This is a genomic window from Magnetospirillum molischianum DSM 120 (assembly GCF_000294655.1).
GTDB classification, from domain to species: domain Bacteria; phylum Pseudomonadota; class Alphaproteobacteria; order Rhodospirillales; family Magnetospirillaceae; genus Phaeospirillum; species Phaeospirillum molischianum.
This window is the reverse complement of record NZ_CAHP01000021.1, coordinates 203,450-228,167: the sequence shown is the minus strand read 5'-3', so window position 1 is coordinate 228,167 and position 24,718 is coordinate 203,450. Positions and strand designations below refer to the sequence as shown.

20 protein-coding genes are annotated in these 24,718 nt (G+C 63.1%); 3 read left to right on the top strand and 17 right to left on the bottom strand.

Features of this window, described 5'->3' with window-relative positions; genetic code table 11:
- Positions 1-47: 47 nt before the first annotated feature.
- Together PHAMO_RS10125 and PHAMO_RS18500 are read right to left on the bottom strand one after the other, a co-directional pair.
- Complete coding sequence (locus tag PHAMO_RS10125; protein WP_002729024.1) at positions 48-1,988, bottom strand: polysaccharide biosynthesis protein; 1,941 nt, start codon at positions 1,986-1,988, stop codon at positions 48-50.
- A 165-nt stretch (positions 1,989-2,153) separates the two neighbouring features.
- Positions 2,154-3,398, bottom strand: coding sequence for a hypothetical protein (locus PHAMO_RS18500; protein WP_002729022.1), 1,245 nt, complete (start codon positions 3,396-3,398; stop codon positions 2,154-2,156).
- Between the two features lie 205 nt (positions 3,399-3,603).
- Between PHAMO_RS18500 and PHAMO_RS10110 the strand changes: the two genes are divergently transcribed.
- Positions 3,604-5,400 (top strand): PHA/PHB synthase family protein, encoded by a 1,797-nt coding sequence (locus tag PHAMO_RS10110; RefSeq protein ID WP_040566641.1) that lies wholly within the window; start codon positions 3,604-3,606, stop codon positions 5,398-5,400.
- Here the strand turns inward: PHAMO_RS10110 and PHAMO_RS10105 are convergent.
- Genes PHAMO_RS10105 through dapD form a run of 6 tightly spaced genes read right to left on the bottom strand, consistent with a single transcriptional unit; the run spans position 5,387 to position 10,789 of the window.
- Complete coding sequence (locus PHAMO_RS10105; protein WP_002729019.1) at positions 5,387-6,739, bottom strand: cobyrinate a,c-diamide synthase; 1,353 nt, start codon at positions 6,737-6,739, stop codon at positions 5,387-5,389. The two genes, PHAMO_RS10110 and PHAMO_RS10105, sit on opposite strands and share 14 nt — an antisense overlap.
- Complete coding sequence (locus tag PHAMO_RS10100; RefSeq protein WP_002729017.1) at positions 6,736-7,470, bottom strand: sulfite exporter TauE/SafE family protein; 735 nt, start codon at positions 7,468-7,470, stop codon at positions 6,736-6,738. Before PHAMO_RS10100 ends, PHAMO_RS10105 begins: the two co-directional genes overlap by 4 nt.
- Positions 7,463-8,239 carry a uroporphyrinogen-III C-methyltransferase gene (gene cobA / locus PHAMO_RS10095; RefSeq protein ID WP_002729015.1) on the bottom strand — a complete coding sequence of 259 codons (777 nt, stop codon included), beginning with the start codon at positions 8,237-8,239 and terminating at the stop codon, positions 7,463-7,465. The genes PHAMO_RS10100 and cobA overlap by 8 nt, the downstream gene beginning before the upstream one ends.
- 20 nt (positions 8,240-8,259) lie before the next feature.
- A complete protein-coding gene (locus PHAMO_RS10090) occupies positions 8,260-8,814 on the bottom strand; it encodes a hypothetical protein (RefSeq protein ID WP_002729013.1) in 555 nt (184 codons plus the stop codon).
- Complete coding sequence (gene dapE / locus PHAMO_RS10085; RefSeq protein WP_002729011.1) at positions 8,811-9,944, bottom strand: succinyl-diaminopimelate desuccinylase; 1,134 nt, start codon at positions 9,942-9,944, stop codon at positions 8,811-8,813. Before dapE ends, PHAMO_RS10090 begins: the two co-directional genes overlap by 4 nt.
- A gap of 2 nt (positions 9,945-9,946) precedes the next feature.
- The gene (gene dapD, locus PHAMO_RS10080; protein WP_002729010.1) at positions 9,947-10,789 is read right to left on the bottom strand and encodes a 2,3,4,5-tetrahydropyridine-2,6-dicarboxylate N-succinyltransferase; all 843 of its coding nucleotides are present in this window, start codon (positions 10,787-10,789) and stop codon (positions 9,947-9,949) included.
- A gap of 169 nt (positions 10,790-10,958) precedes the next feature.
- On the opposite strand from dapD, the gene folE reads away from it, so the two are divergent.
- Together folE and PHAMO_RS10070 are read left to right on the top strand one after the other, a co-directional pair.
- Positions 10,959-11,576, top strand: a complete 618-nt coding sequence (gene folE / locus PHAMO_RS10075; protein WP_002729008.1) for a GTP cyclohydrolase I FolE — start codon at positions 10,959-10,961, stop codon at positions 11,574-11,576.
- 156 nt (positions 11,577-11,732) lie between these two features.
- Complete coding sequence (locus PHAMO_RS10070) at positions 11,733-12,269, top strand: DUF3833 family protein (protein WP_002729006.1); 537 nt, start codon at positions 11,733-11,735, stop codon at positions 12,267-12,269.
- A gap of 99 nt (positions 12,270-12,368) precedes the next feature.
- On the opposite strand, the gene PHAMO_RS10065 is transcribed toward PHAMO_RS10070, so the two are convergent.
- From PHAMO_RS10065 to pap, 9 genes are all read right to left on the bottom strand, one after another.
- A complete protein-coding gene (locus PHAMO_RS10065; protein ID WP_002729004.1) occupies positions 12,369-13,202 on the bottom strand; it encodes a peptidylprolyl isomerase in 834 nt (277 codons plus the stop codon).
- Positions 13,203-13,341: 139 nt separating this feature from the next.
- Positions 13,342-14,100, bottom strand: coding sequence for a precorrin-4 C(11)-methyltransferase (cobM, locus tag PHAMO_RS10060; RefSeq protein WP_002729002.1), 759 nt, complete (start codon positions 14,098-14,100; stop codon positions 13,342-13,344).
- A gap of 70 nt (positions 14,101-14,170) precedes the next feature.
- Positions 14,171-15,361 carry a phosphoglycerate kinase gene (locus PHAMO_RS10055; RefSeq protein WP_002729000.1) on the bottom strand — a complete coding sequence of 397 codons (1,191 nt, stop codon included), beginning with the start codon at positions 15,359-15,361 and terminating at the stop codon, positions 14,171-14,173.
- A gap of 17 nt (positions 15,362-15,378) precedes the next feature.
- Positions 15,379-16,386 (bottom strand): type I glyceraldehyde-3-phosphate dehydrogenase, encoded by a 1,008-nt coding sequence (gap, locus tag PHAMO_RS10050; protein WP_002728998.1) that lies wholly within the window; start codon positions 16,384-16,386, stop codon positions 15,379-15,381.
- A 336-nt stretch (positions 16,387-16,722) separates the two neighbouring features.
- The gene (locus tag PHAMO_RS10045; RefSeq protein WP_235720827.1) at positions 16,723-17,400 is read right to left on the bottom strand and encodes a LolA family protein; all 678 of its coding nucleotides are present in this window, start codon (positions 17,398-17,400) and stop codon (positions 16,723-16,725) included.
- Positions 17,400-19,790 carry a DNA translocase FtsK gene (locus PHAMO_RS10040; RefSeq protein ID WP_002728989.1) on the bottom strand — a complete coding sequence of 797 codons (2,391 nt, stop codon included), beginning with the start codon at positions 19,788-19,790 and terminating at the stop codon, positions 17,400-17,402. Before PHAMO_RS10040 ends, PHAMO_RS10045 begins: the two co-directional genes overlap by 1 nt.
- Positions 19,791-19,794: 4 nt before the next feature.
- Positions 19,795-20,994, bottom strand: a complete 1,200-nt coding sequence (locus PHAMO_RS10035; RefSeq protein WP_002728987.1) for an aminotransferase class I/II-fold pyridoxal phosphate-dependent enzyme — start codon at positions 20,992-20,994, stop codon at positions 19,795-19,797.
- Between the two features lie 177 nt (positions 20,995-21,171).
- Positions 21,172-22,974, bottom strand: a complete 1,803-nt coding sequence (lepA, locus tag PHAMO_RS10030; RefSeq protein WP_040566698.1) for a translation elongation factor 4 — start codon at positions 22,972-22,974, stop codon at positions 21,172-21,174.
- A 170-nt stretch (positions 22,975-23,144) separates the two neighbouring features.
- A complete protein-coding gene (gene pap, locus PHAMO_RS10025) occupies positions 23,145-24,686 on the bottom strand; it encodes a polyphosphate:AMP phosphotransferase (RefSeq protein ID WP_002728983.1) in 1,542 nt (513 codons plus the stop codon).
- Positions 24,687-24,718 lie beyond the last annotated feature (32 nt).

Sequence of the window (24,718 nt, the reverse complement as noted above, 5' to 3'; positions counted from 1 at the left end):
CGCCGCCCCCGCCGCCACGGCGACGGAGAGCACGTCACCCGGCTCCATCACGGACCCTCGCCCCGAACAGACCCGACGCTTTCAATTGGCGGGCAGAGTGGGTGTTCGCCGCTGGACTTATATTCCGGCACCAGCCGCCGCAGAATCGCCAGCGCGTCGTCGCTTTGACGAGCCAGACAAGCCCGCCCGAGGTCGTCGATGGCCAGCCCCAGCGACTCGACATCGACAGCACGCGGCGTCGCCACCAACAGGCCGGGTTGTCCGGTAGCAACCGGCGGCTCGGCTCCGTGAAAGATCTCTTCGAATAATTTCTCACCGGGCCGCAAGCCGGTGAACGTGATCGCGATATCGTGATCGGGCCGTAAGCCCGCCAACCGGATCATTTGCCGGGCCAGATCGACGATCCGCACCGGCTCGCCCATGTCGAGCACGAAAATCTTACCACGGTAATCGGCGTGACAAGCCCCGAACTGCGAAGCGTGCAGCACCAGTTCGACCGCTTCGCGCACCGTCATGAAATAACGGGTCATCTCGGGATGGGTGACGGTGATCGGCCCACCGGCGGCAAGCTGGCGCTGGAACAACGGCACCACCGAGCCGGTCGAACCCAGGACATTGCCGAAGCGGACGGTAACAAAACGGGTTCCGCCCGGACGCTGGCCAACGGCAAGGTCGAGCGCCTGAGCGTACATCTCGGCCACCCGCTTGCTCGCCCCCATCACATTGGTAGGGTTGACCGCCTTATCGGTAGAAATCTGCACCATCAGCGCCGTACCGGATTCGATACAAGCATCGGCGACGATGCGGGTTCCGATGGCGTTGGTCAGAATACCTTCGTCGGGATTGTGCTCGACCATCGGCACGTGCTTCAGCGCGGCGGCGTGAAACACCAAATCGGGTCGATGGTCCGCCATCGCCTGCCTGACCCGCCCGGCATCGCGGACATCGCCCAGCAATGGAACCACCTGTGGCGCATCGGGACGGGCGCAGAGTTCCTGATCGATGGAGTACAGATTGAACTCGCAGGCTTCGAACAGAACCAGTCGTTCCGGCGCAAAGGCAGCGATCTGACGCACCAGTTCGGAACCGATACTCCCCCCAGCCCCGGTTACCATTACGCGGCGGCCTCGGATCATTTCCTCCAGCCCCGAACGGTCCAGCGCTTGCTGAGGCCGCCCCAGCAAATCCTCGACCGCGATCGGGCGGATTGGAATCTCGTCGCCCAAGCCGTCCTTCAGTTCTGTCAGGCGCGGAATCCGTCCCAGGATCATTCCTAGCCGGTCGGCAGCGTCAAACAATTCGCGGACGATCGCCCCATCCAGCCGAGGGTCGGTGATGATCAGCCGCTGCGGAGCCTGGCCCCGCCGCTTCAACTGCTCGACCACGGCATCAAGCTCGTCAATCGAGCCCAGCACGTCGATCCCGTGGATATTGCGTCCGACCCTGGCACCGCGTTCACTGACCAACCCGACGGCGCGGTACTCGGCATCGACCGAGCGGGTGGCGCGAATAAACAGTTCGGCCTCGTCCCCGGCACCGACCAACAAAGCCGGTACCGCTTCGGCATTGAAGGCACGCAGCGCCTGACGACGGTCCTTGAAACTGCGGTAGAGAAAGCGCGGCCCGCCCAGCAGTGTTACCAACACGAACCAGTTGATGATCAGCACCGAGCGCGGCACCGTCTGCAATCGGTTGACCAGGAACAGCACCACCGTGAAGATCAGGATGGTCAGGGTCGTGGCGCGCACCAACCCGGCCATATCGCTGGTCGAAGCGTAACGCCAAACGCCGCGATAGAGCCGCAGCGATAGGAACACCGGAATCGCCACCACGACGAACAGGACCGTCCCGAGCAACAGGTCTCCGTTGCTCCACAGCAGCCACAGGCCATCACCCAGCCGCAAATAAAGTGCGGAGACGAAAGAGGACGCGGCCATGACGACGTCGTGGGCAAACGCGATATAGGCACGCGACGGCTTTAGTTTCATTCCCAGACCTCGGGACGACAAACGGTTCCCTTGTTTAGACCGTATTCCCCCCCCTGTCACGAAGACGCGACCGGGATTACCGGCCGAACGCAGTCGCGACCGGGCACATTAAGGGACAGCGTTTCCCCAGGGAAAGCGGTGGCTCCGCGTTCGGAACGGGAACGATCAGTAATCGATCGAAACCCGAATCGCGCCACCGTCGTCGAAGAGATCCTCATCGGGAACAAGCTGGATCTTGCGGGACGGAACGCCCATCTTGCCTAAAGTGGCGACGATCTGACGAAAGAGACCTGGATCGACCTGCCCATTAAGCCGGATCGCGCCACCGGACTGGCGCGTCAAAGCGGCGACGCTGCGCAATTGCGACACCGTATCCTCGCTCAGACGACCATCGTAATCGGGATGAAGCGACGCGACCTGAAAGCTGGCGGACGGAGTGGGGGGCAGCACCGCCCCCTTCGCCCCACGCACGCCGCGCGGTGGGATCAGCTCTGGCGCGGCCTCGTCCGGCGCAACAAACGCAACGGCCGGAAGCGGTTGCTGGCGGGTATAGGTGATCGGCGCGTTGGCCGGAACGGCATAGGCCGACGCGGGCTGTGAATAAGAGGATTCAGGCCGGGGCGGCGGCACCGAATCGAACGTTCCGCTCTTGCTGGCGGCAACGGAGGATTCGTTCAAACGCTGCTGGTAATGATCGACCAGAGTGCTGCGGCGGGTCGGCACCGTCTCGGGAATGTTGGGCCGGGGCGGCGGTGCGCTGGCGACCTGAGGCGGAGCCGAGGCAGGGCCTTCGTCGCGGGCCGTGCGCATCGGGCGGTCGAGCGACGGCATTTCACGCGCCGGAGGTAACGCGGCGACATTGGCCGAAGTCGCGCCGGGAGGCAACGGCAACGGAGCGGCGACGACCGGCGCAGGAGCGGGAATCGGAACCGGCGCAGCCGCAACCGGCGCAGGAGCGGGAATCGGAACCGGCGCAGCCGCAACCGGGGCAGGAGTCGGAACCGGCACGGCCGCAACAGGGGCGGGCGCAGCGGCGACAGGGGCGGGAACACGAACCGGAGACGTCTGGGTTGCATCGGCGGTTTGCACCGGAGCCGGAACGGTACGACGGGCCAACTGCTTGGTGGGGGCGGGTTCGCGCCGGGTCGCCGTGGCATATTTAGCGTTGTCGCGATCGGCGGCGAGGCCACGGCCAGGCTCCTGCGCGGCGGTCTCTGAGGTCTTTCCATCTGAACGACGGGGAATAGCGATATCGGATCGAATGTCGTCGCTTGAAGATCCTGCGAATGGGTTCAATGCGTCAGGCACCCATGAGCAACCAGAAACCAGTGCAACCGTGGCAACGCTGGTGCCGACCGCGAGCATCCGGCGCCGGGCATTGCGGCGGATGACCTCGATGGACTCGAACATGGTGGGACGACAACCCCCGATAAGGACAACAGAAATTGGTCTCTGCCGGGTTTTACGGCAAGTTCACATTTATCAGGCGTGCGATAGAAAGTATATAGATTGTGTGTAACGTGTAAAGAGAGGACGATTTTCTCGTCACCCTCCGGACCGGTCGATATGATCGGTAACGGCGGCGTTTCTTCCTGCAACATCCATGGGGTGCGAAATGACCGATCCAAAGGTCGCGGGAACCAAGCTGCTCGATCCCTCCGAGTTTTCTTCGGCAATGACCAGCATCGCGGAGCGCAGTCAACGACTTGTCAGCGATTTCATGGCCCGTCAGGCAGCCGATCCAACCATCGCCTCGCTTGACCCGCTGAACATCGGCAACGCTTTTCTTGAAATGACGACGCGGATCATCAGCGATCCGGCCAAGATCGTCGAGGCGCAGGTCTCGCTGTGGCAGGATTACGCCGCGCTGTGGCAAAACACGACGCTGCGAATGCTGGGGCAAAAGACCGAACCGGTGGCATCGCCAGAGGCTGGCGACCGCCGCTTCAAGGATCAGATGTGGAACGACAACGAGGTCTTCGATTACATCAAGCAATCTTATCTGTTGTCGGCACGATGGATGCAAAACGTCGTGCGCGGGGTCGAAGGATTGGACGATCAATCAGCCAAGAAGGTTGATTTCTATACCCGCCAGTTCGTCGATGCGATGGCCCCCAGCAATTTCGTGCTGACCAATCCCGAGGTGCTGCGCGCCACGATTGAATCCGGCGGCGAAAATCTGCTGAAGGGCCTCGACAACCTGCTGGGCGACCTGGAACGCGGCAAGGGCAATCTGGCGATTCGGATGACCGATTACGACGCCTTCCGTGTCGGCGAGAACATCGCCGTCACACCGGGCAAGGTCGTCTTCCAAAACGACCTGATGCAGTTGATCCAATATTCGCCCACCACCGCCACCACGTTCGAGACGCCGCTGCTGGTGGTGCCGCCGTGGATCAACAAATATTACATCCTCGATCTGCGGCCGAAAAATTCCTTCCTGAAATGGGCCGTCGATCAGGGCCATACCGTGTTCGTTATTTCGTGGGTCAACCCCGACGAATCGCTGGGAGGGAAAACCTTCAGCGACTACATGCACGAAGGCCCACTGGCCGCACTCGACGTCATCGAACAGATCACCGGCCAACGCAAAGCCAATATCGTCGGCTATTGCCTGGGCGGGACCCTGACTGTCTGCACCCTGGCCTGGATGGCGGCAAAAGGCGACGACCGCATCGTCTCGGCCACCCTGCTCGCCACCATGACCGATTTCAAGGAACCGGGCGAACTGGGGATCTTCATCGACGAAGAACAGTTGGTCAGCCTCGAAGCGCGGATGTCACAGACTGGTTATCTCGACGGTCGCGACATGGCCACGACCTTCAACATGCTGCGCGCCAACGACCTGATCTGGTCGTTCGTCGTCAACAATTACCTGCTGGGCAAGGATCCGTTCCCGTTCGACCTACTGTACTGGAACTCGGACTCAACCCGGATGCCGGCGGCGATGCACAGCTTCTACCTGCGCAAAATGTATCAGGAGAACAAGCTGGTCGAGCCGGGCGGAATCGAGATCGACGCAATCCCGATCGATCTGGGCGCGATCAAGACGCCGATCTACATGCTTTCAACCCGCGAGGACCACATCGCACCGTGGCAAAGCACGTTCTCGCTGACACGAAACGTCTCTGGCCCGGTCCGCTTCGTGTTGTCGGCCTCGGGCCACATCGCGGGCGTGGTCAATCCCCCCGTCGCCAACAAATACAATTACTGGGTCAACGCCAAGAAAGCTAAAAGTCCAGAAACCTGGCTGGCTGGCGCGACGGAAAACCCTGGATCGTGGTGGGTCGATTGGCAGGGCTGGGTCGAAAAGAACGCCGGGCCGCAAGTCGCGGTTCGCCAGCCGGGCGAGGGGCCTTTCCCGGTGATAGAGGACGCTCCCGGCTCCTACGTCACGGTCAAGGCAGTGTAACCGAGTCCACATCCCGGTCGATCAGGTGAACGAACGACCCGGCAACGGTGCCGGAAGCGCAAAGCCCACAGCGGCCAAGCCCGGCACCGTCAGCCCCGGAAACGGCGAACAGCGGCGTTCCCTCCTCGGCCAGAATTGTTGCGTAATGAAATTCGTGGCCGCGAAAGATCGCCCCGGCGGCTCCCAACGGCCCGGCTGTTTCCACCACGGCGCGGCGATAACCAAGATGAAGTCGCCGCCGGGCGAACGAGCTTTCCAGTCCCAGCAGCCCGGCCATCTGGTGGCGGGTGCCGGTCTCGTCTTCGATGCCGCGCCCCAAAACCATATAGCCGCCGCACTCGCCGAACACCGCCGCTCCCCGCGCCGCGGCGGCACGCAAGCCCCCCAGAAATCCGCCATTCGCCGCCAGCAGGCCCGCATGCAGCTCGGGATAGCCTCCGGGTAAATAGACTGCATCGGCAGATGGGTCCGGTCCCTGATCGGCCAGGGGCGAGAACGGCAGAATCTCAGCTCCGGCCGCCCGCCACCCTTCCAGCGTGGCGGGATAGGCGAAGGCGAAAGCGGCATCGTGCGCCAACGCGATCCGCTGCCCCAACGGCGGCACCGGCACTGGCGCGGCAGCGGCAATCCGGGCCGGTCGGGCCAGGGCGCACAACGAATCGAGATCGAGATGAGTCTCGACCAGCGCCGCCGCGCCCTCCAAAAAGGCGTCGAGATCAGGCCGCTCGCACGCCTGAACCAGCCCGAGATGACGGCTTTTCATCTCCAGCGCCGGAGAAGGAGGCAAGAACCCCAGCAACGCAACATCAGGACAGGCGGCACGGCAGGCGGCTTCGATCGCGGCTTGAGCGCGGGAACTGCGCACCCGGTTGAACACAACTCCGGCCAGTCCCGGTCCAGGCCGCAACCGATCGAACCCGGCCAGAACCGCCGCCGCCGAGGCAATCATACCGCGTCCGTCCAGCACCAGCACCACCGGCCAGCCGGTGGCAAGGGCCAGCGATGCGGTGCTGCCGTCGGGCTGTCCGGGCGCGGTCAAGGCGCCGTCGAACAACCCCATCACACCTTCGCAAACCACCAGATCGACGCCATCGCCGACCCGCGCCGCCAACCCGGCCAGGGTCGCCGGGAGCATCGCCCAGCCGTCCAGATTGAAACAGGATTGTCCGCTGGCAGCGGCGTGAAACGCGGGATCGATAAAGTCCGGTCCGACCTTGGCCGACCCCACCGTCAGGCCACGGCGGCTCAACGCCCGCAACACCCCCAGCGTTACCGAGGTCTTGCCACTGCCCGATGACGGGGCCGAAATGATCACGCCGGGTGCGCCCATAATCTTCATCCCACCGCCAAACGAAAGGCCAACAGACCCAACCAACCGGCATTCAGCAGCAACAGAACCGGAGCGATACGCAGCAGCGGCCGCCGCCAATAGGTCAGAGCGGCGTGGCCGATCGCCGCGACCAAAATCAACACCGGCATCGTACCGATTCCGAACGCCGCCATCGCCACGGCAGAGACCAACGGATCGCCAGCCGAGGCCGCCGCCGCCAGCGCGGCATAGACCATCCCACAGGGCAGCAATCCCAGAATCATCCCGAGCAGAAGCCCACGCCAACCAATCGGTGCGGCGAACAACGGCCGGACAAGGCGGCCCAGTCCCGGAACGAAACCACCAAAAGCGCCGCCGCCTCGGCGCGGCCAGGCCTGAAGCGCCAACAGCAGCGCCGCCAACAACAGCAGCGCCACCGCAATCCAGCGAAATAGCGGCAGATCGCGCCAAACTCCGGCGATGCTGCCCGCGATGCCTCCCAGCGCGGTATAGGTCAAAACACGGCCGAAATGATAGGGCAGCAGCGCCGCCCCGGCCAGACGCCTCAATTCACCGCCCGGCCCCGCTGGCACCGCCTGGGTTCCAGCCATCACCTGGGCCAGCACCAACGGCCCGCACATCCCGCCGCAATGAAGCACACCGCCGATCAACCCAGTAACCAGCAGGGTAGCGATCAACCCGCTGCCGCTGCCACACTGAGCCAGCAACACCTCATAGGCGGAATGCATTCCATCATGCATGCGGCCGCCACCAATCGAGCTGCGCACGCAACGCCACGATCGGCCCGACCACCACCAAAGCGGGCGGGTCCAGTGCATGGGCCGCCGCGCTTTCGGCCAGATCGGCCAACCGGGTTTCAACCACCCTCTGGCGCGGCGTTGCCGCCTCGGCAACCAGCGCCGCCGCCTCGTCGGGAGAACGTCCCGCCGCCACCAGCCGACAACTGAGGTCGGCCAGATGCTTCAGCCCCATGAAGACCACCAGCACCGGAGCCTGCGCCACCCGCTCAAGATCGTCCGGCAAGCCACCGTCGGGTCCATGCCCCGTGACAAAAGCAAAGGCGGAATTGGACACACCCGCTGTAACCGGAAGACCGGCATAGGCCAGCCCACCGATCCCGGACGTGATTCCCGGCACGATACGAAAGGGAATGGCGGCGGCGGCAAGAGCCAATGCTTCTTCCGCGCCGCGACCGAAGACAAACGGATCGCCGCCCTTCAACCGCAGCACCCGCAGCCCCTGGCCGGCCAGTTCGATCAGTCGGGCCGTGATCGCGCTTTGATGCGGAGAGGCGCGACCGCCGCGCTTGCCCCAAGCTTCGACCGTCACGCCGGGCCGAACCAGAGCCAGCAGGCGGGAATCAAGCAGCGCATCGTGAATCACGATATCGGCGTGGCGCAACCCATGCAGCGCCATCAGCGTCAGCAAACCGGGATCGCCCGGCCCGGCGCCGGTCAGCCAGACCGAGCCGGGATCGAATGGAGGCAGGGAGAAGGGAAGGTGATCCATGCCGACCAAGATAGCACTCGCTATCCGGCGATGCGATCAGCAGCGGTCTGCACCAAAGTTCCGATCAGAATATCGAGCAGAACCAGCAAACCAGCGGCAAGAGAGGTCACTCCCAGCGCAATCCGGGCGATATAGGCCTGATAAAATAACAGGGCGACCGTTACCACCAGACTGAGCACGGCCAAAGGCGTGCCGGGCATCACCCAAGCCAGCAGCGCCACCGGCAACAAGACGGAAATCTGAATCACCGCCGACCAGTTATAGGCGACCAGATAGCGGGCATAGTTCGCACCGCACCCAATCTCGTCGGAGATTTGGGCTACCGCCAGAGGAAAGGCGGTGCAGCCGATGACAAAGGCGATCAACTGCACCGCCAAAGCCCAGGCTATATCCTTGGCAAACGCGCCGTCGATGGCCTGGAGCGCCAGCACGCCGGGCAACACCAGCGCCGGACCCCAGAACGAACGCCGGACCCCGCCGGACGAACAATCGAGCCATTGCAGTCCGCTGGGCTTACCGCAGGCGACTTGCCAGCAGCCATAGACAGAACGGATGATTTCGGCAAACCCGATCATGCCCCCACCCAATCGACAAGCAGGCGATGATAGATCGCGGTCAGCCCGTTCAGGTCGGCGACAGCGACGTTTTCATTGGCTTTATGAATGGTCTGGCCGACCAGTCCGAACTCGACCACGGGGCAGATCGTGCGGATGAAACGGGCGTCCGACGTCCCGCCGCTGGTCGAAAGGTCGGGCGTCAAACCGGTCTCGGCCCGGATCGCGGCGACCAGACTGTCGGACAACCGGCCGGGCGGCGTAAGGAACGCTTCACCGGATACCTCGACCGTTACCTCGACCTGTCCCCCGGCATCGCGGGCCGTCTGTTCGATCCGGCTCGTCAACGATGCGCCGTCATGCAGATCGTTAAAGCGGATGTTGAATCCGGCGCGGGCCTCGGCGGGGATAACATTGGTGGCGGGGTTGCCGACATCGACGGTGGTCAAAGCCAGGGTCGAGGGCTGGAAGTGCGGCGTGCCCTGGTCCAGGGGTATCTCGGTCAGCCGCCGTAAAATCTCGATCAGACGGGGAATCGGATTGTCGGCGAGATGGGGATAGGCGGAATGGCCCTGGGTGCCGATCACCCGCAGGCGGGCGTTAAGACTGCCGCGACGACCGATCTTGATCATCTCGCCCAGATCGCGGGGATTGGTCGGCTCGCCGACCAGACAGGCATCGATTGTTTCGTCCCGTGCCGCCAACCAGTCGAGCACCTTGACGGTACCGTCAACGGCGCGGCCTTCCTCATCGCCGGTGATCAGCAACGAGATCGATCCCGCGGGTTCCCCCTCGGCCAATAAGCGCGCCACCGCCGCGACGAAGCAGGCGATGCCGCCCTTCATATCGGCGGCCCCCCGGCCGAACAGACGGCCGTCAATGACCTCGGCGGCAAAGGGATCGACATTCCATCCCTGCCCCGGCGGCACCACGTCGGTATGCCCGGCAAAGCAGAAATTCGGCCCGGCAGTCCCCCGACGGGCGTAGAGGTTGCGAATCTCCGGCCCGCCGGTCGCCGAGCGGATCTCGTGGCAGACGAACCCCATCGGCGTCAGAACGTCGATCAGCAGATCGATCGCTCCGGCATCCTCGGGAGTCACGCTGGGGCAACGGATCAGCGCCTGGGCCAGCGCCAGCGGGTCGGAGGTCATGCTCAATCGCGCAACAATTCGTTGATCGAAACCTTGGAGCGCGTGCGGGCATCGACTTTCTTGACGATCACCGCGCAATACAGGCTCGGTCCCGGCGTGCCGTCCGGCAGCGGCTTACCCGGCAGGCTGCCCGGCACCACGACGGAGAAGGGCGGCACCCGCCCGATGAAGGTCTCGCCGGTCTCGCGGTCGATGATCTTGGTCGATGCGCCGAGATAGACACCCATCGACAACACCGCTCCGGTCTCGACGATCACCCCTTCGGCGACCTCGGCACGCGCACCGATGAAGCAATCGTCCTCAATAATAACCGGCCCGGCCTGAAGCGGCTCCAGCACACCGCCGATTCCAGCGCCGCCCGACAGATGGACGTTGCGGCCGATCTGAGCGCAAGACCCAACCGTGGCCCAGGTATCGACCATCGTACCGGACTCGACGCGGGCGCCCAGATTGACGAAAGACGGCATCAGTACCACGCCCGGCGCGATATAAGCCGAACGACGCACCACCGATCCCGGCACGGCGCGGAAGCCAGCGGCGCGGAAGCGGGCATCGTCCCAGCCCTGGAACTTGGTCGGCACCTTGTCGAACCATGACGCGCCACCAGGGCCGCCCGGAATGGGTGCGGAATCGGTCAGACGGAACGACAGCAACACCGCTTTCTTCAGCCATTGATTGACGACCCAGGTGCCGTCCTGTTTTTCCGCAACACGCAGGGAACCGTTATCGAGTCCCTCCAACACCGCCTCGACGGCGTCGCGAACGTCGCCCCGAGTGGCGACAGTTACGGTATCGCGCGCCTCCCAGGCGGCATCGATGGTCGATTCGAGGGCGGCGGGGTTCATCTGCGGACTCCTAGTTGAAACGCTCCCGGTGGCGGGAAGTCACCATACTCTGCGAAAAATGCCTGTCAACGAAGGGGAATCGAATCGTTTTAGACTCCCCCCTGGTGCGACGGCCTGAGCACCCCCACCTAGGACTGACGACTAACACTCAGACGAGGGAGCCTTCACGATGAATGCAACCACCGTTTCGATCCGTCCCGACCGACCCTGGTCAGAAGACCGCCCCAGCCGCACCGAGGCCGAATCGGCGGTGCGAACCCTGATCCGCTGGGCTGGCGACGATCCCGCACGGGAAGGGTTGATCGATACGCCCTCGCGGGTGGTCAGGTCTTACGAAGAATTCTTCGCCGGTTACGAAGCCGATCCGGTCGATATCCTGGCTCGTACCTTCGAAGAGACCGACGGATACGACGAGATGGTGATGTTGCGCGGCATCCGTCTCGAATCCCATTGCGAGCACCATATGGTGCCGATCCTGGGCGTTGCTCATGTCGCCTATCTGCCTGACCGGCGCGTCGTGGGGATTTCCAAACTGGCGCGCGTCGTCGAGGCATTTTCCCGCCGCCTCCAGATTCAGGAAAAGTTGACCGCGCAAATCGCCAACGCCATCGAAGAGGTATTACAGCCCAAGGGCGTTGCGGTCGTTATCGACGCCCAGCATCAATGCATGACTACCCGAGGCGTCCACAAGACCGGGGTATCGATGGTAACCAGCCGGATGATCGGTGCATTCCGCACCGACCAGGCTCTGCGCCGCGAATTCTTGTCCCTGACCAACGGCCATTAAATCTGTCGATCGAATCCGAGTGTGACGCGTGCATTCACACGTTCCGGCTCCGTATATTGCGTCACTTGTCGGATCGAGATCTGTCTGGCCACGATAGTGGCGATGGATCCGTCGGGCTCTCCACTGTCCGCCCGCGGCAGAGGAGGGTTCGACGTCATGACCACGCTGCTCACTCTTGTCATCATTGCCGTTTTGCTGGTCTTTATCCGCAACCTTATTCGGATGAAGCCGTCCGACTTCGCCGATGCGGAAACTCCGCTGCTGCTGGAGGATTATTTCTCTGGCAACGCCCGCGCCTGGGGGATGTTCGAAGACCGCTTTGGCCGCATCCGCCGTCAATTCACCGCCGAGGTCGTCGGCCAGTGGGACGGTAAGGTTCTTGAGTTAAATCAGGACTTTACTTATAGCGACGGCGAAATGCTGCGGCGGGAATGGTCGATCACCCGCCTTGAGGAGGGTGTCTATAACGGCACCGCCAACGATGTGATCGGCAGTGCCACGGGAAAGGCTTCGGGCAACGCGCTGTCGCTGGCTTATGTCGTCAAGCTGACTTTTTTCAGCATTCCGATTCGGGTCAATGTCGAGGATTGGATGTTTCTGCAACCCGATGGCGTATTGCTCAACCGGGCCAGAGTCTCGAAATGGGGCGTGACGCTAGGGCGGGTGACCCTGGTCTATGCCACTGATTTCTAAAGCGACATCCGGTTAAACCGGATCGTTCTTCACATCAAGATCGCCTACGCCCCGCCGCGATCCGCTGTTGGACCGCGACGGGGGCAAAGGCTTTTCCGCTTACTTCTTCTCGCCTTCGGGCAGAGCGGCACCGTCAGGACCAAAGCGCTTGATCTTGGCCTTGTCGCGCAGTTCGGTCACCGTCTGCTGGGCGGCGACTTCGGCGAGCTGCTGACCGATCGGCCCCTTGGCCTGCTCGAAGCTCGGCAGCGACGACATGCGCCGATCCTCAACCTTGATGACATGCCAACCGAACTGGGTCTTGACCGGGGCCTTCGACACCTGACCGGGCTGCATGGCAAAGGCGGCGGCGGCGAATTCCGGCACCATGTCCTTCTGGGAGAAATAGCCGAGATCACCACCGTTCTGAGCACCCGACGGGTCTTTCGACTTGGTACGAGCCAGATCGGCGAAATCGACACCCTTATTGAGATCGGCGATCACCGCCTTGGCGGCGTCTTCGGTCTCGACCAGGATGTGACGGGCGTGAACTTCCTCAGCCGGGACGAAATCCTTGGCCAACTGATCGTAGCGAACGCGAATCGCCTCTTCGCTGACGGCGGAACGCATCTTGCGAGCAATCCAAGCCTGACGCATCAGCGAGCTTTCAGCCTGCTTCAGGGCCGCCTTGACCTCGGGATCGGCGTCCATCTTCTCTTTCTTGGCCTGCTCCAGCACCAACTGATTGTTGATGACGACCTCAAGCAGGGCTTCGTAAGGAGGCTGGCCAAGATTCGGCGGCAATTGCCGCGCGAAGTCCGCCATCTGCGACATACGCAGCTCGGTCCCGTTGACCACGGCAACGACCGTGTTCTTGTCGGCGGCAAGGGCGGGGGCAGCGGCCAGGCCCAGGGCCAGGATCAGCGCCTGACCGCTCGCGGACAGCTTGTTCATTGGCGGTTTTTCCTTTTTGCGCGAAAGACCGGAGGGCGTTGGGACGGCCACGGCCTGACTGGGGTAGTATAGGGGGTTGAAGCACAACCGGAGGACCGGCACAAGGCCCGCGATACCGTTGCCGTCTGACTGTAACCGTTCAGGCCAGCTGCTCGGCGGTCCGGCCATGACCGCGGGAATAAAGGCATGATTCCTTGAAATCTTTGGCACCCAGAACCCAACCGACCAGAATAAGTGCGGTCCGCGTCACCCCGGATTCCGCTACCTTTCCTTCGATATCGGCAAGGCAGCCCCGCACCAGACGCTGATCAGGCCAGCCAACCCGGAACGCGACAACGACGGGACAATCGGCGCCATAGCGGGGAGTCAGCTCGGCAACGACATGAGCGATATTATGCACGGAAAGGTGGATTGCCAGGGTAGCCCCGCTGGCCCCCATCGTCGCCAGAGTTTCGCCATCCGGCATCGGAGTTGCCCGTCCGGTGGTGCGGGTCAGCACCAACGACTGGCTGATTCCGGGTAAGGTCAATTCGGCCGACAAAGCAGCGGCAGCAGCGGCAAACGCCGGAACGCCGGGGGTGACGTCATACTCGATCCCCAGCGAATCGAGGCAGCGCATCTGTTCGCCGAGCGCACTGTAGATCGACAGATCGCCGGAATGAAGCCGGGCAACGTCAAGCCCGGCATCGCGGGCGGCGGCGAACTCGGCGGCGATCTGATCCAGCTCCATCAGAGCGGTATCGACCACTCGCGCGTCAGCCGGAGCCTCGGAGATCACCTCGCGCGGAACCAGAGAACCAGCGTAGAGCACCACTTTGCAGCGGCGGATCAGATTGAGTCCCCGGACAGTAATGAGATCTGGGGCTCCGGGTCCGGCCCCGATGAAATGGACCTTCATGACGGAACTGGCTCCAACACCCCTCTTCCGCCAAGACGGAAGAGGGGAAAGGAGTGACGGGAACCTGAGATCAGGCCCCCTGGGACAACGCGACGATTCCGGGCAGTTCCTTACCTTCCAACCATTCCAGGAAGGCACCGCCCGCAAGCGAAACATAGGAGAACTTGGCCTCGACTCCCGCCTTGGACAAAGCCGAAACGGTGTCGCCACCACCGGCGACGGTCAGCAGGCGGCCCTGTTGGGTACGTTCGGCCGCCCAGATCGCGATATCGTTCGTCGCTTTGTCGAACGGTTCAATCTCGAACGCGCCAAGGGGACCGTTCCACACCAAGGTCTTGCAGCCACCCAGACGGTCGATGATCGCTTCGACCGAAGCAGGACCAGCATCGAGAATCATCAGATCATCGGGAACATCGTCCACGCTCACCACCTGAGTCGCGGCATTCTCGCCGAAACGATCGGCGACCACGACATCGACCGGCAGGACGATGTGGCAATGCGCCGCGCGCGCCTTTTCGAGAATATCGCGGGCGGTATCAGCCAGATCGTGCTCGCAGAGCGACTTGCCGACCGACTTACCCTGAGCGAACAGGAAGGTGTTGGCCATGCCGCCGCCGATGATCAGATAATCGACCTTGGCGACAAGGTTGCCAAGCAGATCGAGCTTGGTCGAGACTTTCGAACCGCCAACGATGGCGGCAACCGGCTTCTCCGGCTTCTCCAGCGCTTTACTGAGCGCGTCAAGCTCGGCCTGCATCAGCAGACCGGCCGCCGACGGCAGCAGATGGGCCAGCGCCTCGGTCGAGGCATGGGCCCGGTGGGCACAGGAAAAGGCATCGTTAACGTACAGATCGCCAAGCGCGGCCAATTCGCGGGCGAAGGCGGGATCGTTTGCCTCCTCCTCGGCATGGAAGCGAACATTTTCCAGCAGGCAGATTTCACCGTCGCGCAGCGAACCGATCAGGCGGGCGGTATCGCGGCCGATGCAATCCTCGGCCCAGACCACGTTCTGCCCGACCGCCTTCGACAGCGGCCCAACCAGAAAATGCATCGAGAACGCGGCATCGACGCCCTTCGGGCGACCGAAATGGCTCATCACGATGACACGAGCACCGCGCCGGGCCAGATCGCACAGCGTGGCGGCGGAACGTTCGATACGGGAATCGTCGGTGACAACCCCGTCCTTGGCCGGAACGTTGAGGTCGGCGCGTACCAGGACGCGCTTTCCTCTGACGTTCAGCTGATCGAGAGTACGGAACATCGCGGCGACCCTTTCGTTCAGATCAGCTTGGCGATAGCGACCGCCGTGTCGGCCATGCGGTTCGAGAAGCCCCATTCGTTATCGTACCAGGACAGAACCCGGACGAAGGTGCCATCGATGACCTTGGTCTGGGTCAGATCGAAGGTCGAAGAATTGGGATTGTGGTTGAAATCGACGCTGACCAGCTCGGCCGATTCGGCCCCCAGAACCCCCTTCAGGCGACCGTTGGCGGCATCAGCCATCGCCTGATTGATCTGCTCGGCGGTAACCGGGCGTTCGGTGACGACAACGAGGTCGATCATCGACACGTTGGGGGTCGGCACGCGAACCGAAGTGCCGTCCAGCTTGCCGGCCAGTTCGGGCAGGACCAGCCCGATTGCCTTGGCGGCGCCGGTCGAGGTCGGGATGATCGACAACGAAGCGGCGCGGGCGCGGCGCAGATCCTTGTGCAGGGTATCGACGGTGCGCTGGTCGCCGGTGAAGGCGTGAACGGTGGTCATGAAGCCGTGCTTGATGCCGCCCAGCTCGTTGAGAATCTGCGCCACCGGAGCAAGGCAGTTGGTGGTGCAGGAGCCATTCGAAACCACGAGGTGGTCACGGGTCAGCTTGTCGTGATTGACGCCATAGACGACGGTGAGGTCGGCACCATCGGCCGGAGCCGACACCAGAACCCGCTTGGCACCGGCTTCGAGATGCGCCGCGGCCTTGTCGCGCTTGGTGAACAGACCGGTGCATTCCAGCGCCACGTCGATGTTCAGCTCTTTCCACGGCAGCTTGGCCGGATCGCGTTCGGCGGTAACACGAATTGCCTTGCCGTCGATCGTGATCGAATCGGCGGTGGCGGAAACCTGATTGGCCAGAACGCCGTGAACCGAATCGTACTTCAACAGGTGGGCGTTGGCTTCAGCCGACCCCAGATCGTTGATTCCGACGACTTCGATATCGCTGCGCTTCGATTCGACGATGGCTCGCAACACCAAGCGGCCGATGCGGCCGAAGCCATTAATGGCAACGCGAACAGTCATAGAAATCCTCCACAGGGTCCGGGACGGGGCGGAGATCATATTGCACAGACTCAGCCCCGAATCCAGCCCTCAAACCGGAATTTTCCATCCCGATCAAGGGGGAGAGTGTTAACCGAGGCAACGCCCGGCCAGGGGAATGGCCGGGCGTCGCGCTCCTTGGGGGGAGCGGCGGCGGGAGCGGCGCGGAGGGAGGCGCACCCCACCGCTACCGGGCCAAAGGGGTGGGGGCCCGGTCTCGATGACTAAAGAGGTAGAACGGCGACAAGATCCGCGCATCCCCTTTCCCCAACATGGCTTGCATGCCCAAAGGACATGAAGGGATGGCGAAAGCGTTGCTTAGTTCAGGTTCAACGGCGATTTGGTCATGTTCGGATCGACGAACTTGAACAGCTTGGCATCAAGCGGCAGACCCGAGCGGCTTTCGAACAGCGACACCGTGGTCACCTGATGTTGGGCATCGCGCACTTGCCACTGGCGCAACTCGAACGGGCGGTCGGAAAACACCAGGGTGATTTCGCCCGAGGCCGAATCCTCGGTCTCGACCGCCGAGATCCGCACCACGCCAGGCAGCCGCACCACACGAGTGACGGTAACCGCGCCGCCAGTCAGGCGCAGGTTGGGCTGAACCAGGATACCGGCCGGGGTCGAGCCGAGCGGAATGTAGCTGGGTGAACCCAACTCGCGGTCATGGACAATCAGGAAGGTGCCATCGGCGACCACCAGCAGCGGACTGGGCGGATCGTATTGCAGCCGCAGCCGTCCGGGCCGCGACAGATAGGCGTCGCCCTCGACCGAAACCCCGTTGGGCGAGGTCTGGAGAAACCGCGCCTTCAGCGTGGTGATGGCGTTCAGATACTCTTCGGCGCGCGCGATGTCGGCGCGGTCTTCGGCCGACAGCAGAACCGCCTTGGGCTCGGCCGCCACCCCGCCCGAAGACAGCGCCAGCGACAGCGCCAATAGCAGCGCAGCGAAGATCGTCCGGAACCTGCACCGGGTCATGGTGTCGTCTTTCATCAATACTCGCCTCCGCCACGCGCCAGAACCTCGCGCTTGCCGACATGGTTGGGGCGACTGACCACCCCTTCGGATTCCATCCGCTCGACCAGCCGGGCGGCCCGGTTATAGCCGATCTGGAGATGACGCTGAACGAAGCTGGTCGATGCCTTGCCTTCGCGGATCACCAGCGCCACCGCCTGATCGTAAAGATCGTCTCCCGACCCGCCTTCGGCCCCGCCTCCGGTACCGGGGGTCGCTTCTTCCTCGGTGACGGCCTCGATATAGGTCGGTTCGCCCTGAGAGCGGAGGAACTCGACCACGGTCTCGACCTCGACATCCGACACGAACGGACCATGGACGCGGGTGATGCGTCCGCCCGAAGCCATGTAGAGCATATCGCCCTGCCCAAGCAATTGTTCCGCCCCCTGCTCACCCAGGATCGTGCGGCTATCGATTTTCGAGGTAACCTGAAACGAGATGCGAGTGGGGAAATTAGCCTTGATCGTGCCGGTGATGACATCCACCGACGGACGCTGGGTCGCCATGATGAGGTGGATTCCGGCGGCGCGGGCCATCTGGGCCAGACGCTGCACCGCCGCCTCGATCTCCTTGCCCGCGACCAGCATCAGATCAGCCATTTCGTCAACGATAATGACGATAAAGGGCAGGGGCTCAAGCGCCAGGGTCTGGTCTTCATAGAGCGGCTTGCCGGTCTCGGGATCGAAGCCGACCTGGACGGTGCGGGTCAGCACCTCGCCGCGGCCGCGCGCCTCCAACAGCCGGTTGTTATAACCGGCGATATTACGGACGCCGAGCTGACTCATGGCGCGATAGCGGTCTTCCATCTCGCGCACCGCCCATTTCAGGGCCAGAACCGCCTTGCCCGGCTCGGTCACCACCGGGGCCAACAGATGCGGAATGCCGTCATAGACTGACAATTCCAGCATCTTGGGATCGATCATGATGACCCGGCATTCCTCGGGCGGCAGCCGGTACAGCAGCGACAGAATCATCGTGTTGATCGCCACCGATTTACCCGAACCAGTGGTTCCCGCGATCAGAAGATGCGGCATCCGGGCAAGATCGACCATCACCGGCCCGCCGCCGATATCCTTCCCCAACACCAGGGTCAGCCGCGCCGGTACTTTCTCGAACGGTTCGGACGCCAACAATTCGCGCAGATAGACCGTCTCGCGGCGGGCGTTGGGGAGTTCGATGCCGATCACGCTCCGGCCGGGAATCGTGGCGATGCGAACCGACAACGCGCTCATCGAGCGGGCGATATCGTCGGCCAGACCGATGACGCGGCTGGTCTTGGTCCCCGGCGCGGGTTCCAGTTCGTACAGAGTCACCACCGGACCGGGACGGACCTTGACCACTTTGCCGTTAACGCCGAAATCCTCCAGCACCGCCTCAAGCATCCGGGCGTTCTGGGTCAATCCTTCGGGATTAAAGCGCGGGCCACCCTGGTCCGGGCTGGGGGTCAGCAGCGTCAGCGGCGGCAATTCATAGGTTCCAGACGGCGGCGCGGAAACCGGACGAGGCGGCGGCTCGCGTCGCGGTGTCGCGGCCGCTGGCGCGGGCGGAACCGGCGGACGGGGCGGGGGAACCGGCGCGGACGGTTCGTCATCGGAACGAACGTCGTCGCCGTCTTCCTCTTCATCTGCCGGAGCGAACGGATAAGGCTGGGGGATCGGATGAGGGGACGCAGCGGGCCGGGTCGGGGCACGATTCGGCATCGTCCGCGCCACCGGAGGGCCACGCCGGGCGGGAATCGCCGACCGTACCAATTGCAGCAGCACGGGGGGCAGGCGGCGACTCAACCCGATCCACTCGCCGGGCGACAGCCCGATCACGAACAGCATAAAGACCGACGTCAGCGCCACCGCGCCGGATCCGACGACGCTACTCCCCAACCCATCGGGCAGAAGGGAGATGAGGCCGTCAGAGATCAGTCGCCCCAACGCTCCGCCCCACCCTGCGGGGAGAGTCTCGGATTCGGGGAGCGGCAAAGTCGCCAGCGCCACCGCCAACGTCACCATCGCCAGAGGCAACACCGCCACCCGTGCGGCCCACGATCGCGGCGGAACGGCGCGGAGCAGGACCAGCCCGCCCCAAATCAAAGCGGCGACGATCAGGGCGGCCGCCCCCCAGCCAACCGTCTGCAACAGCAGATCGGCAAACGTCGCTCCCGGACGGCCGAGCAGATTGCGAACCGGCCCCTCGGCGGCGGTGTTGATGCTGGGATCGTGGGAATCCGCGCTGCTCAACGCCGCACCCAGGGCGATGGCGGCGACAACCAGCACCAAACCGCCGGATTGAATCAGACGGCGACGCAGAAACTCAATCGAGCCGCGCGGCAGAAAACCGCCTCGGCTCTTGGATTTGCGGACGGGAGCCGCCGCCATCGCGTCAACCGTGAAGCAACGTGCCGAAGCGGGACAACGCCGCCTCGGTGGTCTGAAGGTCGTGGACCAAAGCCACCCTGATATAGCGTTGACCGGGATTAACTCCGTCGGCTCCGGTCCCGGCCAGATACGCGCCGGGCAACACCCGAATTCCGGCCTCGCGCCACAGAGTCAGCGCTGCCGCTTCGCCATCGCCGACCTCAAGCCATAGGAAGAAGCCGCCTTCGGGACGGACAAAGCCAAAACGCCCCCCCAGCAGCCGCTCGGCAATATCGATTTTGGCCCGGTACAGGTCGCGATTGGCCACGACATGGCTTTCGTCCCCCCACAAGGCGGTTGCGGCGGCCAGCACCGGCAACGGTGTTGCCGCTCCGCCATAGGAGCGCAGGCGGCCGAACGCGGCGATCACCCGCTCGTCTCCGGCGACGAAGCCAGAGCGTAACCCCGGCAGGCTAGACCGTTTTGACAGCGAATTGAAGACGACGACGTGGGACAGTCCTTCGCCCAACGCGGCACAGGCGGCGAGGGCACCGGGCGGCGGAGCCTTGTCCCAGATCTCGGAATAGCATTCGTCAGCGGCCAGAACAAAGCCGTGGCGACGGGCCGTCAGGATGGTCCGCTCCAGCAACGCGGCATCGGCCACCTTACCCTGCGGATTGGCCGGACTGCACAGATAAGCCAGCGCCGTGCGGTCGAGCAGATCCGGCTGCAAGGTGGAATAATCCGGCAATCCGGCAGGACCGTCAGCACTGGGCACGAACACCGGCTCGGCCCCGGCCATCACCGCCGCGCCAGCATAGACCTGATAGAACGGGTTGGGCAGCAACACCACCGGCGGCTTGCCGTTGCGACGACCGCACACCGCCTGGGCGATCAGGAACAGCGCCTCACGCGTGCCAGCAACCGGCAGGATCGCCCGGTCGGGATCGACCAGTCCCTCGGGCAAATCATAGCGGCGGCCCAGCCAACCGGCGACGGCGCGGCGGAACGCCTCGGTGCCGGTGGCGGGCGGATATTTGTTCCACAGCCCGGCCTCGCGCGACAGGATTTCGGCGGCGAAAGGCGGTGGCGCATGCTGTGGTTCGCCAATCGACATCACCGTTGATCCCGGCCCCGATGGCGCACCCAACAGCGCGGTCAGCCGTGCGAACGGATAATCCGGAAGCGTATCGAGACGGTCGTCAAGCAGCAGCGTTTTCACCATGGCTCCAGAGAACAGGAACAGAACGGGTTGTTCTTATTACCCCATCCCCCCAGGGCACCCCAACGGAAAGTTGGAAGAACTCATAGAACAGGGCCGGGCGAGGCACTGCCCCGCCCGAGGATCGATCGAGACCAGTCAAGGACGCAGGCTCCATCAGGAGCCCGCGATCCCCAATCGTCAATCGTCACCCATCTTGAGGGCGGCGAGGAAGGCGCTTTGCGGAATCTCGACCTTGCCGAACTGGCGCATCCGCTTTTTGCCCTCTTTTTGCTTCTCCAGAAGCTTGCGCTTACGAGTGGCATCGCCGCCATAACATTTAGCGGTAACGTCCTTGCGCAAAGCGCTGATCGATTCGCGGGCAACGATGCGGCCGCCAATCGCCGCCTGGATCGCAATCTGGAACATCTGACGCGGGATCAGATCCTTCAATCGCTGGCAGATGCCGCGTCCGCGCGCCTCGGCATTGGCGCGATGGACGATAAAGGACAAGGCGTCCACTGGCTCGGCATTAACCAGGATCGACACTTTGACCAGATCGCTTTCGGTATAGGAATCGATTTCGTAATCGAAACTGGCATAGCCGCGCGAGATCGACTTCAGCCGATCGTAGAAATCGAACACCACTTCGTTGAGGGGCAGACGATAGACCGCCATCGCCCGCGCCCCGGCATAGGTAAGGTCGAGCTGCTGGCCACGCCGTTCGGTGCACAGGGTCAGAACCGGCCCGAGATATTCGTCGGGGACCATGATCGTCGCCTTGATCCACGGCTCATCCATCCGCTCGATCCGGCCCTGGTCGGGCATGTCGGCGGGATTGTGCAGTTCGTGCAGTTCGCCGTTGGTCAGATGGACGCGATACACCACTGACGGCGCGGTGGTGATGAGGTCGAGGTTGAACTCGCGCTCCAGCCGCTCCTGGATGATTTCGAGATGGAGCAGACCGAGGAAGCCGCACCGGAAGCCGAAGCCCAGCGCCGCCGACGTTTCGGGTTCGTATTGGAAGCTGGCATCGTTCAGGCGCAGTTTCGCCAGCGAATCGCGCAGATCTTCGTAATCGGCGGCGTCAATCGGGAATAGACCGCACCACACCACCGGCACGCTCGGCTTGAAGCCGGGCAGCGGCTCGGCGGCGGGGCGCTTATCGTCGGTCACGGTGTCGCCGACCTTGGTTTCCGCCACCGCCTTGATCCCGGCGGTGAAGAAGCCCATCTCGCCCGGCTTCAACTCGGCACACTGGATCATCTTAGGCGTGAAATAGCCGACCGTATCGATCTGATAGGCGGCACCAGTCGCCATCATCCGAATCTTCTGGCCCTTCTTCAGCACACCATTCTTGATGCGGACCAGAATGATGACGCCAAGATAAGAATCGTACCAGGAATCGACCAGCAGCGCCTGCAACGGCTCGTCGATCTCGCCTTCCGGCGCGGGAAGGCGCTTGACCAGCGCCTCAAGCACGTCGCCGATGCCAAGCCCGGTCTTCGCCGAAATCATCACCGCATCGGTCGTATCGAGACCGATCACATCCTCGATCTGCTGCTTGATCCGCTCTGGCTCGGCGGCGGGCAGATCGATTTTGTTCAGCACCGGCACCACTTCGTGCCCGGCATCCAGCGCGTGATAGACGTTGGCCAGGGTCTGGGCCTCGACTCCCTGGCTGGCATCGACAACCAAAAGGGAGCCTTCGCACGCCGCCAGCGACCGCGACACCTCATAGGCGAAATCGACATGGCCGGGCGTGTCCATCAGGTTCAACTGATAAGTCTCGCCATCCTGGGCGCGGTACATCAGGCGTACCGTCTGGGCCTTGATGGTGATGCCGCGCTCGCGTTCGATATCCATCGAATCGAGGATCTGTTCCTTCATGTCGCGCGCCTCGACGGCGCCGCAAGACTGGATCAGCCGGTCGGCCAGGGTGGATTTTCCGTGGTCGATATGGGCGACGATGGAAAAATTACGGATATGGGTCAGTTTGGTCATGGCGATCGGTTTATCCTGAAGCTGCCGGACCATAAAGCCCGCCGGAGATTTTTGGAAGGGGGCGACGCGCGGTTCCGCTCGCGGTCGGCAAACCGATCAATCCTATCTGGACCGCGACCGCCGGACCAGGGATTAAGGAACAGCGTCACGGCGGCCGGAAACGGAGAGGGTTAATTCCCCTTCTTGTGCCTCTCCAACCGCTCCAGCGCCTGTTCCAGCGCGTCGGCGACGGTGTGCATCACCTTGACCCGAGCAAAGGATTTCGAATTGGCCGCGACCAAAGTCCAGGGTGCATTGTGGGTCGAGGTGCGTTCAACCATGTCATTGACCGCCTGCTCGTACTCGGACCATTTGCCACGATTGCGCCAGTCCTCGTCGGTCAGCTTCCATTTTTTGTAATCGATCTCGCCGCGCGCCTTGAAGCGGGCCAGTTGCTCTTCCGACGTGATGTGCAGCCAGAATTTGCACAACACGATACCGTGGCGGGTCAATTGCTCCTCGAAATCATTGATTTCGCCATAGGCGCGCCGCCACGCTTCCTCGGAACAAAATCCCTCGACCCGCTCGACCAGCACCCGCCCGTACCACGAGCGATCGAACACCGTTACCCGCCCGGCGCGGGCGACATGACGCCAGAACCGCCACAGATAATGTTGGGCGCGCTCTTCCTCGGTAGGGGCGGCAATCGGGATCGCCTGGTAATCGCGGGCGTTAAGCGCATTGGTCAGACGGCGGATCGCACCGCCCTTTCCCGCCGCGTCCCAGCCCTCGAACACCAGAATGGTGGAAAGCTTGGCCTCGATCGCGGCACGGTAGAGATGGGCCAGCCGCGCCCGCTGTTCCTGCAACGCCTGGGTATAGGCGGCACTGTCAACGTCCTGAGTCATATCGAGCGAGGACAGGATCGAAGGCTGTGGCGGCAACGCCGCCGGAGCCGTCGCGTCTTCGTCCTTGCCCCGCGCCGCATCCTTCAACTCGGCATCGACTTTGCGCGCCGCCGTGCGGGCGGCCAGATGGGCGGTGATCGCCTCCTTGATCGTTTGCAGCACGATGGCGGAGCGATAGCGGGAATCCGCCCCCTCGACGATCCGCCAGGACGCATGACCCTTGCTGGTCTGCATGATCATCCGCTCAGCGGCGGCGACGAACTTGTCGTACAGTTCGTAATGCTTCCAGTCGGTATCGGTGACCTGCCATGCCGTCAGGGGGTTTTTTTCCAGGCTTTTCAGCCTCTTTTTCTGCGCTGGGCGCGACAGGTGCATCCAGAATTTAAGGATCAGCGCGCCTTCGTCGGCCAGAGTCTTCTCGAAGCGAATGATCGGCAGCAGCGACTGATCGAATTCGACAGTCGAGATGTGACCGTGAACCCGGTCGATCAGAGGGTCGTGATACCACGAAGACAGGAACAGACCGATTTTGCCCTTGGGCGGCAAGTCGCGCCAGAAACGCCAGAAATGGGGGCGTTCGGCCTCTTCGTCCGATGGACTGCCATAAGCCCGCGTCATGATCCAGCGCGGGTCCAGCCATTCGTTGATGAGGTTGACGCTTTCGTTTTTGCCCGCGCCATCGACCCCGGCAAAGACGATGATGACCGGAAAATCCGCCTGACGAAGCTGTTGTTGCAGGTCGAGTAGATCGGTGCGGAGCGAAGGCGCCAAAGCGTCGAACTCTTCCCGCGAAATCTTGCGTCCCAGTTCCGCCGCTTCGAACATCTCAGCTCTCCCGTTCCGGTCTGGACTGTCCT